Source organism: Acidicapsa ligni, assembly GCF_025685655.1.
In the GTDB taxonomy this organism is placed as follows: Bacteria; Acidobacteriota; Terriglobia; order Terriglobales; family Acidobacteriaceae; genus Acidicapsa; species Acidicapsa ligni.
Map to the genome: position 1 here is coordinate 248,522 of NZ_JAGSYG010000004.1, position 16,904 is coordinate 265,425.

At 53.4% G+C, this 16,904-nt stretch carries 17 protein-coding genes; 10 read left to right on the forward strand and 7 right to left on the reverse strand.

The genetic code is table 11. From position 1 onward, the window contains the following. Nucleotides 1-1,750 precede the first annotated feature (1,750 nt). The 8 genes from OHL19_RS15265 (at nucleotide 1,751) to OHL19_RS22965 (ending at nucleotide 9,770) form a co-directional block, all read left to right on the forward strand. On the forward strand, nucleotides 1,751-2,980 hold the full coding sequence (locus OHL19_RS15265; protein ID WP_263358581.1) for an acyl-CoA dehydrogenase family protein: 1,230 nt from the start codon (nucleotides 1,751-1,753) through the stop codon (nucleotides 2,978-2,980). A 95-nt stretch (nucleotides 2,981-3,075) separates the two neighbouring features. Then, nucleotides 3,076-4,020: a 3-hydroxyacyl-CoA dehydrogenase gene (locus tag OHL19_RS15270; protein WP_263358582.1), complete on the forward strand. Its 945-nt coding sequence runs from the start codon at nucleotides 3,076-3,078 to the stop codon at nucleotides 4,018-4,020. 45 nt (nucleotides 4,021-4,065) lie between these two features. After that, nucleotides 4,066-4,869 (forward strand): enoyl-CoA hydratase-related protein, encoded by an 804-nt coding sequence (locus tag OHL19_RS15275; RefSeq protein WP_263358583.1) that lies wholly within the window; start codon nucleotides 4,066-4,068, stop codon nucleotides 4,867-4,869. Nucleotides 4,870-4,963: 94 nt separating this feature from the next. Then, nucleotides 4,964-6,223, forward strand: coding sequence for a CaiB/BaiF CoA transferase family protein (locus OHL19_RS15280; RefSeq protein WP_263358584.1), 1,260 nt, complete (start codon nucleotides 4,964-4,966; stop codon nucleotides 6,221-6,223). Nucleotides 6,224-6,253: 30 nt separating this feature from the next. Next, complete coding sequence (locus OHL19_RS15285) at nucleotides 6,254-7,522, forward strand: NAD(P)/FAD-dependent oxidoreductase (protein ID WP_263358585.1); 1,269 nt, start codon at nucleotides 6,254-6,256, stop codon at nucleotides 7,520-7,522. 107 nt (nucleotides 7,523-7,629) lie between these two features. Continuing rightward, nucleotides 7,630-8,619: a 3-hydroxyacyl-CoA dehydrogenase NAD-binding domain-containing protein gene (locus tag OHL19_RS15290; protein WP_263358586.1), complete on the forward strand. Its 990-nt coding sequence runs from the start codon at nucleotides 7,630-7,632 to the stop codon at nucleotides 8,617-8,619. Nucleotides 8,620-8,777: 158 nt separating this feature from the next. Then, on the forward strand, nucleotides 8,778-9,470 hold the full coding sequence (gene ribA / locus OHL19_RS15295; protein ID WP_263358587.1) for a GTP cyclohydrolase II: 693 nt from the start codon (nucleotides 8,778-8,780) through the stop codon (nucleotides 9,468-9,470). A 114-nt stretch (nucleotides 9,471-9,584) separates the two neighbouring features. Next, nucleotides 9,585-9,770, forward strand: coding sequence for a 3,4-dihydroxy-2-butanone-4-phosphate synthase (locus OHL19_RS22965; protein ID WP_317890580.1), 186 nt, complete (start codon nucleotides 9,585-9,587; stop codon nucleotides 9,768-9,770). Between the two features lie 353 nt (nucleotides 9,771-10,123). Here the strand turns inward: OHL19_RS22965 and OHL19_RS15305 are convergent, their stop codons facing one another. The 6 genes from OHL19_RS15305 to OHL19_RS15330 form a co-directional block, all read right to left on the reverse strand. Beyond that, nucleotides 10,124-10,927 (reverse strand): mechanosensitive ion channel domain-containing protein, encoded by an 804-nt coding sequence (locus tag OHL19_RS15305; RefSeq protein ID WP_263358588.1) that lies wholly within the window; start codon nucleotides 10,925-10,927, stop codon nucleotides 10,124-10,126. A 185-nt stretch (nucleotides 10,928-11,112) separates the two neighbouring features. Beyond that, nucleotides 11,113-11,739 (reverse strand): ABC-type transport auxiliary lipoprotein family protein, encoded by a 627-nt coding sequence (locus OHL19_RS15310; RefSeq protein ID WP_263358589.1) that lies wholly within the window; start codon nucleotides 11,737-11,739, stop codon nucleotides 11,113-11,115. Nucleotides 11,740-11,751: 12 nt separating this feature from the next. Continuing rightward, on the reverse strand, nucleotides 11,752-12,717 hold the full coding sequence (locus OHL19_RS15315) for an MlaD family protein (RefSeq protein WP_263358590.1): 966 nt from the start codon (nucleotides 12,715-12,717) through the stop codon (nucleotides 11,752-11,754). After that, nucleotides 12,714-13,517, reverse strand: coding sequence for an ABC transporter ATP-binding protein (locus tag OHL19_RS15320; RefSeq protein ID WP_263358591.1), 804 nt, complete (start codon nucleotides 13,515-13,517; stop codon nucleotides 12,714-12,716). Before OHL19_RS15320 ends, OHL19_RS15315 begins: the two co-directional genes overlap by 4 nt. Further along, nucleotides 13,517-14,320 (reverse strand): MlaE family ABC transporter permease, encoded by an 804-nt coding sequence (locus tag OHL19_RS15325; protein WP_263358592.1) that lies wholly within the window; start codon nucleotides 14,318-14,320, stop codon nucleotides 13,517-13,519. Before OHL19_RS15325 ends, OHL19_RS15320 begins: the two co-directional genes overlap by 1 nt. Further along, the gene (locus OHL19_RS15330; protein ID WP_263358593.1) at nucleotides 14,317-14,694 is read right to left on the reverse strand and encodes an STAS domain-containing protein; all 378 of its coding nucleotides are present in this window, start codon (nucleotides 14,692-14,694) and stop codon (nucleotides 14,317-14,319) included. Before OHL19_RS15330 ends, OHL19_RS15325 begins: the two co-directional genes overlap by 4 nt. 488 nt (nucleotides 14,695-15,182) lie before the next feature. On the opposite strand from OHL19_RS15330, the gene OHL19_RS15335 reads away from it, so the two are divergent. After that, a complete protein-coding gene (locus OHL19_RS15335; protein ID WP_263358594.1) occupies nucleotides 15,183-15,470 on the forward strand; it encodes a hypothetical protein in 288 nt (95 codons plus the stop codon). An 82-nt stretch (nucleotides 15,471-15,552) separates the two neighbouring features. Continuing rightward, complete coding sequence (locus tag OHL19_RS15340; protein WP_263358595.1) at nucleotides 15,553-16,593, forward strand: AI-2E family transporter; 1,041 nt, start codon at nucleotides 15,553-15,555, stop codon at nucleotides 16,591-16,593. 91 nt (nucleotides 16,594-16,684) lie between these two features. Here OHL19_RS15340 and OHL19_RS15345 read toward each other — a convergent pair whose 3' ends face one another. Then, nucleotides 16,685-16,876, reverse strand: coding sequence for a hypothetical protein (locus tag OHL19_RS15345; RefSeq protein WP_263358596.1), 192 nt, complete (start codon nucleotides 16,874-16,876; stop codon nucleotides 16,685-16,687). Between the last annotated feature and the right edge of the window lie 28 nt (nucleotides 16,877-16,904).

The following is a 16,904-nucleotide window of genomic DNA, read 5'->3' on the forward strand; positions in this document are numbered from 1 at the left end:
ACCTTTTCCTTCAGCGCGCCTGTTAAATTTAGACTGTCTTCTGATTTCACAGGCCGCTGCTACACGAAGTAAAGCCCTTTTTCGAGCTGCTGCAACGTCTCTTCGTGAGCAGTTGAGAAGGAGGGAGCACTCGTGAATGCGGTATCTTGCAAGGATTGACATCACATACACAAACCGATCAAAGGCAGGCAATTGCCGGACATCTTGCAGAGGGTCAGGTAAATCCACTGGCGGCTCCGCATTATGGCTGACGATGATACAGGTTCGTGTCGCGGTGGGGCTGGGCGATGTAAGCTGGATTGCGCTCTTCACTACACTGAGCTTGCTCCAGGCGATCGACCATTGATCTGGGATGGCAGTTCCAGTGAGGCAGATTTCGAATGCATTCAAGAGACAGCGTTCAGCTTTAGTGGAGTCTCCCATCAGCAGAAACGATAGCCTGTAAAGGCTCCCTATATGACAAGTGAAAATGTCGGCGAATTCGGATATTGTCATGTACGGCTTAGGCTGATCATGTGCGCGGTTCTTCTTCCGTTGAAATAGCATGTTGCCACCTACGATTCAGCATTCCGCAGTCGGAACTCTTGCGCCGGAATTATCAGTTCCGATTCGTTGTACCTATTGGTGACGCGACACGTTCGAGCCTCCCTGGAGTTGAACCTTCAACGCGAATCGGCCGCTCAATGGAAACGTCACGTGATTTCAAACGTCATTGTCATGCCCTTCACCACCCAATCGGTGCGAATGTATCTGCACGAGTGACGCCAATTGGGAAGGGGCACGGCCAGTAGTGCAAGTCCTTAAGATTGACAGACCGGCAAATCAGGACAGGATCAAAGATAATTGCGAAGTCGACTTTCTGATTGTCCACGCGCTGTCGAGTGCCAACTGCCTGGCACATTCTCGCAGCCAAGCTAATAATTCGGCGATGACAACTCTGCGAGACTGTTCGACGGCGCGGAGCGGCGTTGTAGTGAAGTACGAAGAATGCGGGATTGAAGTAAGAACTCAAGCATTCAGGTGCGGGTTAATCTGAGTCGGAGTAGATATACAGGTTCCACAGTCGAGAACGCTGATTGACGCGGTCGGTCTTTGGCAATCTTCAAATTCTGAATTGAAGCACAAACATGCTTGTCTTCTGGCTGGCAAGTCGCCCGTTAGCACGGCCTATCTCCTTTTTGTCCCCTCCTGAAATCATCTTTCTTTTAGAACAGGTCCTGCGGAGAGTTCTTCTTCCATGCGGGTGGCGCTATGTCAACCGGTTGAGCCACCATCTGCTACGCAACCGATGCCTTTAGACTGGTTTCGATCTGGGTGAATAGGGCAAGTATCACAGAAAATTCTGCTGATGCGAATGATGCAAAAAAATGTGACTTCTAGGGATGAGAGATGAAGTCACTTATCGAAAACCGATTCGATGTCAAGGACTGGATGTTACAACAGGCGTCACACCACGGATCCGGTTACGGACAGATTTCAGAAGATTGGACAGTTATGAAAGCAATCCGAGTCAGCCTCCAATTATTAAGTAACTAGGTTTGCCAGCATGCTGGCAGGTGCGAGCCGACCGGCAGAGAAATGCCCAGACATGCCAATCATCAGGACGATAACCCCAATAGTATCAGTGGGCAATCTACTGACAACTTTGGCGCGCGGATTGCTCATTGTATGAGCGGAAAGCGTGTCGATGTCATGGCAATGGTCAGAGACCACTGGATCCAAATTCAACTTCGGCAAACAAGGGAGATTTATGGCAACAACTACTCCAACAAAAGCTCATGACGAACAGAAGCCAGCAAAGGTGCTGCCGGCTCCGAACGTAGACTTCTACGCAATCCTTGATACTTTGCCAGCCGAGGATGTGGCCGTTGTGAAACAGGTCCGCACGTTCATGGAAACGAAGGTCGCGCCTATCATCACGAAGCACTGGGTAGAAGACTCGTTTCCGTTTGAAATATTACAGGAATTCAAGGATCTCAATATCGGCGGCGTGGCCATGAACGGTTACGGCTGCAGAGGCGGAAGTGCGCTGCTATTTGGATTAATTGCAATGGAGATGGCACGCTTCGACTCATCGATCGCGACATTCTTTGGAGTTCATAACGGCCTGGCGATGGGTTCTATCTATTTGGGTGGATCTGAAGAACAGAAACAGAAGTGGTTGCCGTCGATGGCTCGGTGGGAAAAAATCGGTTGCTTTGGCCTTACTGAACCCCTAGTGGGTTCTGGAGCCTCCGGCGGACTAACTACGACCGCGAAGCGGGAAGGCGACACATGGGTACTGAACGGTCAAAAGAAATGGATTGGCAACTCTCCTTGGTGCGACATTTCGATCATCTGGGCGCGGGACGTTGCTGACAATCAAGTCAAAGCTTTCATCGTTGAGAACAAGACGACGCCTGGCTTTAGTGTCGAAAAGATTGAGAACAAGATCGCGCTCAAAGTGGTTCAGAACGGACTGATCACGATGGACAACTGCCGTGTATCGGAGGAGAACCGTCTTCAGGGAGACGCCTCTTTCCACGACACGGCACGGGTGTTGAAAATGACCAGATTCATGGTGGGCTGGGAAGCGACGGGATGTGCAATGGGCGCATATGAGAACGCACTCAAATACTGCCAGGAACGTACACAGTTTGGAAAACCGATCGGTTCTTTCCAGCTTGTGCAGGACCTCCTCTCTAAAATGCTCGCTAACATCACGGCTTCGCAGTGCCTCGTGGTCCGAATGGCCCAATTGCATGCTGAAGACAAGCTGACAGATGCGCATGCAGCGCTTGCTAAGGCATTCACTACGGCTAAATGCCGCGAGACGGTCGCCTGGGCTCGTGAGCTGTTGGGCGGCAATGGTATCGTCGCCGACTATAACGTCGGACGCTTCTTCGCGGATGCGGAGGCGCTTTATTCCTATGAGGGAACATACCAGATGCAGAACCTCATTCTCGGCAAAGCCATAACCGGTTTCAGCGCCTTCTTGTGATGCATTGAGAGCGTTCCTGTCCTTCCTCGAAACGGACGTTCGATTCGGAACTGCAATGAAGTATGAACAAGCTTTGAAAGGAGTACGCAAATTCCATGTCTTCCTCTATTAGCACGCAAAAGGAAATGAATCTTGCTCACGCGTCCGGTTCTGGACGGCTGTTCTTCCTGGATCTGGGAGCAGGCCGCGTGATGTCCGCGAATCCAGATGGAAGCAATTTGAAAGTCCTCGTCAATGAGGGGCGTAAGCTTCCAGACGGTTTGGTCGTTGACGCTGAAGCCGGTCACCTCTACTGGACCAATATGGGCAATCTCAAGGCAAACGACGGATCGATCTCGCGGTCTGACTTAGACGGAAACAATGTAATCACGATTGTTCCGGAGGGGGGTACCTTCACGCCGAAGCAACTCCAGTTCGACAGGGGCAACGGCAAGCTGTACTGGTGTGATCGCGAAGGGATGCGAGTGATGCGATCGAGCCTGGATGGATCTGACATCGAAACTCTAGTCGACACAAGCGAAGGCGACCAGCGGCCTGGTCCCGACGCAAAGAAATGGTGCGTGGGTATAGCCCTGGATGTTGAATTTGGAAAACTCTACTGGACCCAGAAAGGCAACGATAACGCTGGCCAAGGTCGCATTCTTCGAGCCAATCTGGAGATTCCCAATGGGCAAACTGCGACAAGCCGGAGCGATATCGAGACGCTCTACGATAGTCTGCCCGACCCCATAGACCTCGATCTTGATCTCACCGCACGAATGCTTTACTGGACGGATCGTGGCGACCCACCGCGGGGTAACACTGTGAACCGCGCGCACATGGACTCGACAAAAGGGGAACGAAGCGATCCCGAAATTGTATTCACTCACCTGATGGAGGGAATCGGCCTGGCTCTTGATGTAAAAGGCGCGCGTATGTTCGTCACGGACTTCGCGGGTTCCCTTTACAGCGCAAATCTCGATGGATCGAATCAGAAGACGCTGCTGTTTGCTCAGGGGAACCTGACTGGCATAGCGTATGCAGAACTTCCTGCGCGCTAACAGCAAACAGCTACCCGCATTTAGCCGTGTGATAAGGAGAATCTTGTGAGTTCGCCAGTCTTACCTTTGCAACTTGAGACCGTAGTGTACGAGAAAAAGGGACCGATCGCCTATGTGACAATCAACCGTCCGAAGGTGCTTAACGCTCTCAACAAGACAGTCATTGCTGACCTGAGATCAGCATTCGAGGACGTGCGGGACGATTCCACTGTGCGGGGTGTCATCTTCACAGGCGCTGGTGATAAGGCCTTCGCTGCCGGCGCAGACGTCGGCGAAATTGTCAACGACACAGGCGTCGAAGCGGAAGAGAAAACGCGAGCCGGTCAAGCCGTCACCAATTTGATCGATAACCTTGGCAAGCCTGTCATTGCTGCAATAAACGGTTTCGCTCTGGGTGGTGGTTGCGAACTGACAATGGCTTGCACCATTCGGCTCGCAGCTGAAACCGCAAGGTTTGGTCAGCCAGAGGTAAAGCTTGGGATCATGCCAGGTTACGGCGGTTCTCAAAGATTGCCACGACTCGTTGGGAAAGGCAGGGCACTGCAGCTGATTCTGACCGGCGAGATCATCAGCGCTCAGGAAGCCTATCGCATTGGCTTAGTGAACGAAATCCTGCCCAACGCCAATCTCATCGCCAGAGCGGAGGAAATCCTTCAGTTGATTCTTGCTAACGCCCCAATCGGCGTAAAGCTCTCCATCGAGGCAGTGAACAAGGGGCTAGAAACAAGCCTGGAACAAGGTCTGCTCCTGGAAGCTGCGCTATTTGCGATATGCGTCGGTACTGAGGATAAGAAAGAAGGAACTTCGGCTTTCCTCGAGAAGCGTGTTGCTCGGTTTCAGGGTCGATGAAATGAAGACACAGAGTTGGACAATTCAAGCGGCTTCTTAAGGCCGAAGTAATCACTAAGCAAGTTCAATGAACTGCACATTTGTCGGAGAGATTATGACGTCGAACAATATTTTTTCTGGTTTGAAGGTTTTGGATCTTGCGAGCTTCATCGCAGGGCCAGCTGCAACGACGGTACTTTCGGATTTTGGCGCCGAAGTAATCAAGATTGAACCACCTGGAATGGGTGATCCTTACCGCTTCTTTTACAAGACGGCGCCAAATCCGACTACCCATGAGAATTATGCGTGGCATTTGACCAATCGCAACAAGCGGGGAATGGCGCTCGATCTGAAGTCTCCTTCGGCGGCAATAATCCTGGAGCGCCTGGTTAAGTGGGCAGACGTCCTGGTCACGAATTTTCCTCATCCAGTGCGCAAGAAACTAAAGTTGACCTTCGAAGATGTCGGCCCGTGGAATCCTCGCCTGATCTACGCGGATATCACCGGGTATGGTGACCATGGCCCGGACGCTGACCTTCCGGGTTTCGATATTACTGCATATTGGGCACGAAGTGGTTTGATGGCAATGACGCGGGATGCTGGCGGGGCGCCCACGCTCCCGATACCCGGTATAGGAGATCACGCAACAGCAATCTCGCTATATTCCGCTATCGTCACTGCACTCTACAGGCGGGAGCGCACTGGAGCGGGGTCCTATGTAACGACCTCTCTCGTTGCCGAAGGCGCCTGGGCGGCGGCTACTTGGATTCAGGGTGCGCTTTGCGGAGCGAAGTTTTTTCCTTTGCATGACAGGATGGCTCCGCCGAACCCTGTGCTGAATCCATATCAAACCGCGGATGACCGATGGTTTCTCCTGGTCGTGCAAGAGAAAGACTGGGCAACCTTCGCGCAGACGATTGGCCATTCCGAATTAGTGCTGGATGAGCGGTTCAACGATGGGGTGAAGCGATCGGTAAATTCGCCGACGCTTACAGCAATCCTGGATGCTACTTTCCGCTCGCAGTCGCTGGCCTATTGGCGCGAGATCTTTGACCACTCTCACATTACATACGGAATTGTGCAGACGCCTAGCGAAGTGATCGATGATCCCCAATTGCTTGCCAACGACATCATCGTGCCGATCCAGGGCGGTGATGAGCACCTGAGGGCCACAGTCAGCAGTCCGATGAAGATGCATGGCGTTTCTAAAGAACCGGCCACACGTGCGCCCGAGTTGGGCGAGCACAACCAGGAAGTTCTCAGAGAGCTGGGCTTCGATCTCGAAGAGGTCGAAACATTCAAGGCCAGCGGGGTCATCCCCAATGTCAAACATTCGGAAACAGGATCCACTCAAGGCGAGCAGAGACTTGCATAACTTACGGGCTCAAGCACATCGAGGTGAGAAATGACTCGAACCAAGATCGTCATCGTAGGTGCGGGGTTTGGGGGGCTGGCAACTATCAAGGCTCTTAAAAATACGCCCGCGCAGATTACTTTGATCGACCGCACAAACCACCACTTGTTTCAGCCATTGCTATATCAGGTCGCCACTTCTGTGTTGGCTCCTGGCCAGATAGGCTCTCCGATACGAGGGATTCTTCGCAATCAACAAAACGCCACGGTGATTTTGGGTGAAGTGACTGGCGTTGACAAAGACAAGAAGCACGTTCTCGTCACCACGGATGATCGGCAGAATGTGCAGGTTTCCTACGATTATTTGATTCTCGCGACGGGTGTGACTCATAGCTATTTTGGTCGAAATGAATTTGAAAAGTTCGCACCTGGTTTGAAGAGCCTCGCGGATGCAGTGGCAATCCGAACAAAGATACTGCGAGCTTTCGAACAAGCAGAGGCCGAGGAAGATCCGAGCCGTCATCGCGATCTGCTGACCTTCGTGCTGGTCGGCGCAGGTCCCACCGGCGTGGAGATGGCTTCCGCCATAGCAGTACTCGTGCGTACCACACTTAAATCGGAATTTCGCAGAATCGATCCAACCTCGGCTCGCGTTGTGCTCTTGGATATGGCGCCGAGGGTTCTCACTCCATTCTCTGAGAAACTCTCCGACGCAGCGAAGCGACGGCTTGCAGACTTGGGTGTCGAGGTTCGGCTCGGACATAGCGTCGATCAGATTGACGAGGACGGTGTCGTGGTAGGTGGAGAGCGCATCTCAAGCAGGACGGTTATCTGGACTGCCGGCGTTGCTCCGTCGCCGGCGGGCAAGTGGCTACAAGTCGAAATGGATCGAGCCGGACGGGTACGAATCCAGAATGACCTTACAGTGCCCGGACATCCAGAGATATTTGTAATCGGGGATACGGCATCGTTGGATCGAGACGGCAAGCCTTTACCTGGTGTTGCCCAGGTGGCGATGCAGCAAGGGCGCTATGCGGGAAAACTGATTCACCGCCGCATCATAGGCAAATCCGCGCCAGGCCCATTCAGCTATTTCGACAAAGGCAACATGGCGGTGGTGGGGAAGGGCTTTGCCGTCTTACAGAGCGGCAAGATCGAAATGAGCGGCTTCGTTGCATGGCTTGCCTGGGCCGGAATTCATCTCCAGTTTCTGGCGGAATCGAGCCTCAGGGTGAGCGTTTTTCTCCAATGGACCTGGACTTACTGGACTGGAAAACGGGGTTCCCGGCTGATTGTGAACTCCACTCAGCAGAAGCTCTAAAATCTGCGGCTGACGCAGATCACCATGTTGATGGTTTCACGCAAGTGAGACTTTCAGAGATCGACGCCCCACAGAGAAAACATTCAATGACAATGAGGAGAAGCAAAATGACCAGCAATAACGGATTTCAAAAGGTAACGATCATCGGCACAGGAGTTATTGGAGCAAGCTGGGCAGCCTTTTTTCTGGCGCAAGGTCTTGACGTCGTAGCCACCGACATCGCGCCCGACGCTGATTTGGCGTTGAGACGATTTGTAGATGCTGCGTGGCCCGCTCTCACCCAACTTGGGCTGGCCGCTGGAGCTACGCGAGATCGTCTCAAGTTCACGTCCGACCTTCATGTGGCGATCAAAGGCGCGGACTTGGTAGTGGAGAATGGACCCGAACGCGCGGACTTCAAGATCAAACTCTTCGCCGATCTGGACGCCCACACGCCGGTCTCCACAATACTTGCCTCCAGCTCTTCAGGAATTCCGATGACCGTAATCCAATCGGGCTGCAAGAATCCCGGCCGCTGCGTGATCTGTCATCCCTTCAATCCACCGCACCTAATGCCGCTTGTGGAAGTAGTGGGTGGAGAAAAGACGGATGAAGACACCGTGAAGCGAGCCATGGCGTTCTTCCAATCTCTAGGCAAGAAACCCATCCATATCCGCAAGGAAATGAAAGGATTCGTCGCCAACCGCCTGCAGGCTGCTCTATGGCGCGAAGTCCTCTTCCTGATCTCGGAAGGTGTCGCTGACGTCAAGGCAGTGGACGATGCGGTTTCCTGGGGACCGGGACTTCGCTGGGGCGTTATGGGACCCAATATACTGGGTCACCTGGGCGGCGGTCAGGGCGGCATTCAGCACTTCATCGATCACCTGTTCCAACCCATGACTACGTGGTGGGCAACCTCGGACCCGCTGTTGACTCCCGAACTTGAGGCGCAGATTGCCAGTGGAACGCTCGAGCTGGCAGGCAACCGCTCGATAGAAGAACTGGAACGCGAACGGGACAACATGTTACTGGAACTTTTGGCAACGCGAGCCAAAGGTGAGCTGGCGGCACAGGCTGCCTACGAAAGCGGTCGTAAGGAATTGTCTGCAAACAAGTAAAACGCAGCAATCATCTCCATCGCTCGGAGTCGCTTGAATCGTTGGCACACTTGGCACCGCAATCGCAACTCGCTTCGGCATCTGCCTGCAGAGATCGATGCCCCTGTAGAGGGAGGACGACCGTCGTTGTGTCCTCCGAAACACATATTGGAACTCTCATGAATCGAGCAAAAAAAATCACGGAGCTTCAGCGCGTTGCGAGTACTCAAATTCCAACTGAGTGGGGAATATTTCAAGTCACGGGATTCCAATACGAGACTCTCGGATCTCCGAATCAGGCCGAGACCGCAGTCGCTCTGGCAATGGGCGATCTCAATGAAGATGCGCCGTTATTGCGCATCCATTCGCAATGTTTGACGGGCGATGTATTTGGATCTTTGCGTTGTGATTGCGGAGAGCAACTGAAGATCGCGATGCGTGCGATCGCTCGTGAGGGCCGCGGGTTGGTGATATATGAGCAGAAGGAGGGTCGAGGGATCGGGCTTATGGCGAAGTTACAGGCCTACAGTTTGCAGGATGTGGGTTTGGACACGATCGAGGCAAATCATGCATTGGGGTTTGTGACAGATTGTCGAACTTTCGACCTGCCTGTTGCCATCTTGCAGCATCTCGGCATCTACCGCGTTCGCCTTCTCTCGAACAACCAGGAGAAGTTCCGAGCTCTTGTGGACGGTGGAATTGAGGTTGTGAAGCAGATTTCCTGCGAAGCCATCCCCAATCCTTATTCCATCGATTATCTGCGGACCAAGAAAGACAAGATGGGGCACGATCTCAACCTTGGGGGGTATGAAAGCATGGAGTCCTCGATCTTTCCGTACTTCAATTTGCTCGATGCGGAAGTCGAGAGGTGAGACGAAGAGCCGCTAAACGACTGGCTTCGCGAGCATCGAAGTCGCGATTTGTGAACTAGAGCCGGACGCATGATCGTTGTCGTCGAAGATCGAGAAAACTAAGGTGATCTGACAATGGCGGCGGAGATAATCACGCTGGCGGCAATCAACTTCCTGACGACACACGGACGGGGCCTCATCTGCCTGGCTCTTCCCGGCGAGAGAGTTGATGAGTTGCGATTGGATCCGATGGCGACTGACAATACAGCGTTGTACGGCACGGCCTTTACGGTTTCAATCGACGCTAAGAGGAGAAGGTAACTACCGATGTCTCGGTCTCTGACTGCGCGCAAACGATCATGCGCCTCTTTCCAGCGTGGGACTGACCAAAGCCCGGAACTAGTTGGGCGGCATGAAAAATGGTCGATCAAAAGAGATGTTTTGCCCAAAAAGCAAAGCACGCTCCGCTGCATTCTGATTGGTTCTCCGCAGGGGCGCTTGTCCAAAAAAACTTCTCGTTTAGAGTGGGCTCGAATGAGCAATTAGAATGCAGCCATAACGTTTTCTCATAATTCATCTTTGACGGCCGATAGCTGGAACCCACAGATGCTGTTCTTCGGCCAGCATGGATTCCGCTTGATTGTGCATGATCGTAGAGGCCATACGCGCCCAGACTAAGCTAGGAAGTTCGTTTGGGGCGGCGTCGGCTCGGGTGACTTGTTAACATTTACGATCGTCGAGGAGGCTGGCCATTTCAGTTTTCCTTCGCTTCGAATAATGTTGCCTACAATGTCGGCGAATATCTTATCCTTCATCACGTCTCGCTTTGCGTAGTCGACAACGTAGCTGAGAGAAAAGTCGAGATTTCCTCCAGTTACACTAAGCATGACCGTGGGTTCGAGTTGCGAGTTTTTGATCCGGTAGTTATCCGTCACTCGCTGCCAGGACTTTTGTGCCTCAGGCAGGTAGTCTTGTACGGCCTCTCGCACCGCTCTCAATAGCAGATCTCTGGCCAGATCGTGGTCACTACTCGATGATAATTGAATCCTGATCTCATCCCAAACGAAGGGAAAGCCTTGAGAGTAATTAAAGACCTGCCCCTTCAGAACAACAGAGTTGGGGATACGTACGATCCGGCCATTATATAGGTCGCGGTTTACCCAATTGCCCATCTCCATCAAAGTGGTGCGCAAGATCGATATATCGATCACGTCTCCCTTGATGTCTGCGATCTGAATTCTGTCTCCGACTGAAAAGAGCCGGGAGAGACCAATAGCGAACCAGCCAGCGATGCTCGCGATCACATCCTGCAGCGCGACAACAACGCCGGCGCCTGCAAACCCAAATGCGATGCTCGCTTTCCAGAGACGATCCTCAAAAATCAGAATTAGAAGGAAGATGACGGTGATATAGCCGCTGAAGATCAGGAACTTGCGCACATGATAGCGGGTATCTCCCCGTTGAAAGTGGCGAGGCAACCAACTTTCCAGGAGCCGAAAGATAACGCGTATTATCAGGATGCCTAAAATCGCCGAAGTAACTTTCAATGCAATCGGGAGAGAAGCAATCGGATGCATGACATCTTTCTTAGCGGTGTATCAATGGCCTCGACACTGCGGCGATCCTGAAGCCGCTGAATAGAGTTGGAGATGGTGGTGTTTGTCTAAAGACCATTCTTCGCTTCAGTAGAGGAAGGAAGAGATCCTAGGAGCTTGACGATGGTGCGATCTATGGCCTGGCTCATCGCGGACACGACGGCAGGCACCTCTCGCTTATCAACGATCGCTTCCTCTGAAGCCGAATTCTCCCAGACGGTTTTGCCGGTTCGACTATCTGTGAGTTGTGCCGACAGCGCGACTTCGACTTGGACTCCTCCTTGGAAGTCGATTTCATCGAGCTTCTCCAGCTTTCCAGTCAGAATATAATCGACATCCGATCGACCATCGTACATCTTCACATGAGTAAAGCTGCCGCCGGCGCGTAGACGGTCTGCCACAGCCTCGGTGATGGTTCTCGGCGGCTCTGTTGCCCAGCGGTGGTAATCGTAGAAGGCGATCTCTTCTGGAGATGGGCGATAGACGATAGCGCCTCTCCGGAGATACTCCGGCGATCGGAACTCACGTATGGCGATCGAGGCTGTGGCTGCCTGGTTTGTCGATCCTGGTTGGGCTGCTGCGGACGGTGCGAGTTGAAGTGCGTAGTAGGTTGGATACTTAACCTTGCCGATGCAGCCGGCGAGAGCGAGCGAGGATGCAAGCATGATAAGAAATGCCGCTTGGCGAATGCGCATGATGGGATCTCCCTACTTTGGAACTTTACGGTCGTTGGATTGTTTGACCCGGATGAGACTGAATGGCCGCTGCTTCAACTCGTCGGTCAACTGATTCAGATTCTCGGTGGTGATTCGCAGGTTCTCGATAGTATCGCCGGTATTGTCTTCGTTGGCGCGCAGAAAGACCTGCATGTGCGCGACAAGCTCGTTGGTTTGCTTGAGGGTGGTCTGAAGTTCAACCAGATCTGAGCGTATTGGTTCGCGGAGTTCAGTAACGGTCCCGTTTACGTTTTGAATTGTGGCATCGGTGTGATCGAGTACCGGAGAGAGCTTAGCCATCAGGGCGTCCGCATGTTGGGTCAATGCGGAAAGGCGATCGAGGCCTTGGTTGATCTTCGGCCGTGTGTCCGTAAGAAGCCCATCTACTTGGGTAATCGAATGCTCAATTTTCTTCTGATTCTCTCCGCCGGTGAGCGTATTAAGATTGCCCAGCAGAGTTTGCGCTTGCATGTTGATGCCGCTTAAATCCTTTTGCAGTTCAGGCACCAGCGTATTGGCGTTGTCAGCGGCTTGTGAGAGCTTCCCGACGATGGAGTCGAGGCTGACTGCCTCTTGGGAGGAGATGGATTCACCTGCCGCCAGACGGCGAGCATCATTGCTGCCTGTGGTCACGAACAAGACCGGACCGCTCATGATGTTTAGCGCGCCCAGCTTGGCGATCGAATTGGAATTGATGGGTGTGCCCTTTTTGAGTTCAAGCAGAATCTCGACCTGAGTGGGATCGCTTGCGAGGGGACGCACCGCTTTGACCCTGCCGGATTCGACGCCTCCGAACAAGACTGCAGCGCCCGGCTCAATGCCACCGGCATCTCGAACATAGGTTTTATAAGGGATGCCGCCAGCGCCTGAGGCCTGGCTGACCAGACCGATTAGGATGAGGGCAAGAATTGATAGCGACCCGAGCACGAATGCTCCGACCTTTGCCTCGGTTGTCATGAATTCATCTCCTTGCCTTGCAGATAGTTTTCAAGATGGCGTTGCATCGCGGATGGTTCGACGGAGTGACCGGGAATGCGATCGAGGAACTGCCTGATCCTTGGTTCCTGGCTTGCGCGGATTTCATCCCTGGTTCCAACCGCGAGGAAAGAGCCTTTGTGCAGCATGGCAATTCTGTCGGCGATTTTGAACGCGCTGGGCAACTCGTGGGTTACGACAATGACTGTCATCTGATAGGCACGTTTGAGCAGGAGGATCAGTTCATCCAGTTCCGCTGCAACGATCGGGTCTAGCCCAGCCGATGGCTCATCAAAGACCAGAATTTCCGGATCGAGTGCAAGTGCGCGAGCCACAGCAGCGCGTTTCTTCATGCCGCCGGAGATCTCTTGCGGATGAAACTTGCCGAAGTCGGCTAAGCCTACGACGGCCAGTTTTGCCCAGACCATCAAATCGATGATCGATGGAGCCAGTGCAGTCTGTTCGCGCAACGGCAGGGCGACATTTTCGGCGAGCGTATAGGAATTGAAGAGGGCACCGCTTTGAAAAGCGACCCCGATGGAGCGCCGCATCTTTTTCAACTCAGCTTTCGAGCAACTGGCGATATCGGTTCCCTTGATGGTGATGTGACCGGAGTGCGGCCGCTCAAGACCGATGATATGGCGCAATAGCGTGCTCTTCCCGGAGCCGCTGCCTCCGAGCAGGACCATAGTTTCGCCTTGTTCGATTTCGAGGTTCAGCCTGTCGAGCACACGGCGCCCCTCGTATTCAACTACCAGGTCGCGAATCGAGATGATCGCCATCAAGATATCCCCATGAAATAGAAGATGGCTGTGAAGATTGCGTCCACAATGATGACCAGGAAGGTGGACTTGACGACTGCGGCGGTGGTCGCAATTCCGACAGATTCCGGTCCGCCTCGTACTCGAAATCCTTCAAAACACCCCACCTGGACGATGACGGTTGCGAAGGCGGTACTCTTAATGAGTCCGCTCACGATGTCCTGCATTTGAATCGCGTTCAGTGCGAGTTTCACGAACTGTTCGAGAGGCAGATGCGCGATGAAGAACATGAAGATTCCGCCAGCGAGAATGCCGCTCATATTGGCGAAAATGCTCAGGCAAGGAACGGCGACAAGCGTTGCCAGGAACTTGGGTGCGAGAACGAATTCCACCGGCTCAAAGGCCATGACTCGCAGCGCGTCCATCTCTTCGGTAACAACCATCGTTCCGATTTCGGCTGAAAATGCTGAACCGGAGCGGCCGCTGACGGCGAGGGCGGTGATCAACGGTCCGAGTTCGCGAGTAAAACCGACAGCGACCAGATCGATGACAAAGTTGATAGCGCCGAATTTACGGAGTTCCCCGGCGCCCTGCAACGCCAAAATAAATCCCGAGCAGAGTGACATCAGGGCGACCATCGGGAATGCGTCCACGCCGATCTGCATCATCTGACGAACGGATGCCTTCCATCGATACTTGTTGCCGATCAGAGGCATCGTGGCAGGCAAGGCTCGTGTCGAAGCCCATATCTGCCCACTCAGTCCCCCAAAATAATCGAGCAAGCCGAAAGTGGCTTTACCGACGGCTGCTAGTGGAGCGCTCATTCCGGTCCTTTCAAAGAGACACCCTGATTCATATCGCTTGCCTCTTCAAAGAAGGGCAAGAGGCCCGAAACTTCAAGCAGGTAGCGTGGACGATCCTGCAATCCAGTCAACAGGAGGCGGGTCTTGCGGGCTCGTGCAATCTTGAGGGCTTCGAGGAGCGTGGCGATCCCTGAGATGTCCAGGTAAGAGACACCCTTGAGGTCGACCGAGACCTGTTCGAGGGAGGCATCCCCGAGAACTTCAAGAAGGTGATTGCGGAGATCGGGGGAGGAGTCGATCGTGACTTTGCCTGTAAGGCTGAGGAGCACGTGTGAGTTACTCGTCTCCACGTGGAGATCAAGCTCGCCGATTCTTCGCGATTCAATCCTGGACAAGATGTCCTCCGTTAGATGAGCAGTCTCACGGCATCCACGAGCCTGAGGCCGAGGCGGCCGTCAGGACGAAGGCGTCAGTGGCATTCTTCTACTGAGATGGAAGCACTTTTCAGGCCGAATAGAGGGTAAGGCCAAATGGCAGATAACAAGCAAGTTGTATCCGCAGCGGGGTGCGTTGCCAAGACCTTTACTGCCAGTCGACTCTCACTGTGCTGAAATATTGGCACGTTTTCTAAGAATTCGTTGTTCTCTCAGGTGCGGTATCGGATTGTTCCAGATGGGTGCAAGATTTCATTTTTTCGCGACATGGAAGCGGTGCCAATCGGTTAGCAATTTTGCGTGTGTTGGCACTTCGAATTCGGCACTCGATATCCAGAAGCAGGCAACTCGATTTTTAATCGTTTGGTTTCAGTCATCTGCGGACCTGCGAGCGATGGCCGTGCTGGACTAGGAATTGCACCTGAGTCCTTATTTCATGGAGATTGCAAATGCTGAGAATCAACGTGGACAGCGAAATCGACCAGGTCTCGATCAAGCTCGAAGGAAGCATTACCGGAATCTGGGTCGACGAACTGGAGAGCGCCTGGAGATCTGCAAATGCGCAACGCGATAGTCGCCCGCTGCGTCTCGATTTAAGAGACATCGACCACATAGACAAGGCAGGCAGCTATCTGCTGGCGCTCTTTCATTGCTTTGGAACGGAGTTGATTGCTTCAGGGGTGCTCATGATCGACATTGTTCAAAGCATTGAGCATGATTGGCCAGCACACGGGTAGAGCGACTGGCGATTAACTGTACTTGCGTGTCAGAAGCTGGCCGCGCACTGAGAGACCGGCCCTTTTGCCGAGGAGAACATCTATGATCATGCTTGACCGCCGAACAGCGAGCATACTATTCACCTCCCTTTGTTTCGTCCTTGTGGTTGGAGCCATTTATTGCGCTAGGCAAGTCATCCTCATTTTTATCCTCGCGATCCTGTTCACTCATCTGCTCGAACCGGTGGTGCATTTTCTTCAGCGTCACTCATTGTTCTTCCGCGACCTGCGAGGGCCGGCTGTCGTCGAGACCTACCTTGCATCGGTGATCCTCATCGCATTCATGATTTTTGGCTTTGTTCCCGGTGTCACAAATGCACCGGCTACGCTGGTGCAGAGCGCGGCTGCCTCGCTCGATGATCTGGGCAACGGAAATGTCATTGCGAGTATCGGCAATCAGAATGGGTGGGCCGCATCCCAAACCCAGCAGCTCAAACAATTCATCGTGGGCCACAGGGCGCAGATCCATGGCATGGTGGAAAACATTGAGAGTGGGGTACCAAGTGTTTTGGGCGGGCTGGCTCTGGTTCCTATTCTTGCGATCTTCTTCCTGCGCGATGGAAGGATCATTGCGCGCGCGGCGGTATGCGTGGTTGCGCCGTGGGGTCATGCGGAGACGCTGCAAGGAATCATCGACGAGGTGGCCATCGTGCTGCGCACTTATATGAGAACGCAGGTAAATTTGGCCTTATCCTCCCTGGTCTTCTATTGGGCTGTATTGCTGCTGTTCCGGTTTCCTCATGCCATCGCTCTTGGCCTGCTAGGAGCAGGCCTTGAATTCATCCCAGTAGCAGGCTGGATGATCACCGCCGCTGTCATCCTCATTATGGGTGTTTTCACTCAGTCTTCATGGATTTGGGTAGGCGTGTTGCTTCTAATCTGGAGGGGCGTTCAGGATTACGTGAATGTTCCGCGTGTGATGGGTAAGCATTTGCGAATTCATCCGCTCCTCTCCATATTTGGCATCATGGTCGGATACGAGATCGGAGGCGTTATTGGGGTGTTCTTTTCAGTCCCGGTGATGGCTGTGACGGGAGTGATCTGGCGCAGATTGACTCCGCCGCTGTCCCAGACGACCGTGTGATTCGCCGGCCTTAAGCACGAACCTTGGAGTTCGTTTCGTTGGCCGATATATAGACCAATCCGATTGCCCGATGCGATTGCAGAGCCAGCGGCTATTGTGGAATGCGGCCCATGGCGCGGGTGAGTTCATCGCACGCTTGCACGAAGTCCAGTTGCGATTGCAATAGCGTAGCCCGCGCTTTAAGAGCCTGAACTGAGGTGGCATCTGCCTGGGATTGGAGGGCGCTCCGGTTAGTTGTTGCGCCGTTAGCCGGCTCGACGCTTCGCGCGACCTTGGTGCTCAAAGGAGCGAGATCGCTCCGCGCATAGCAT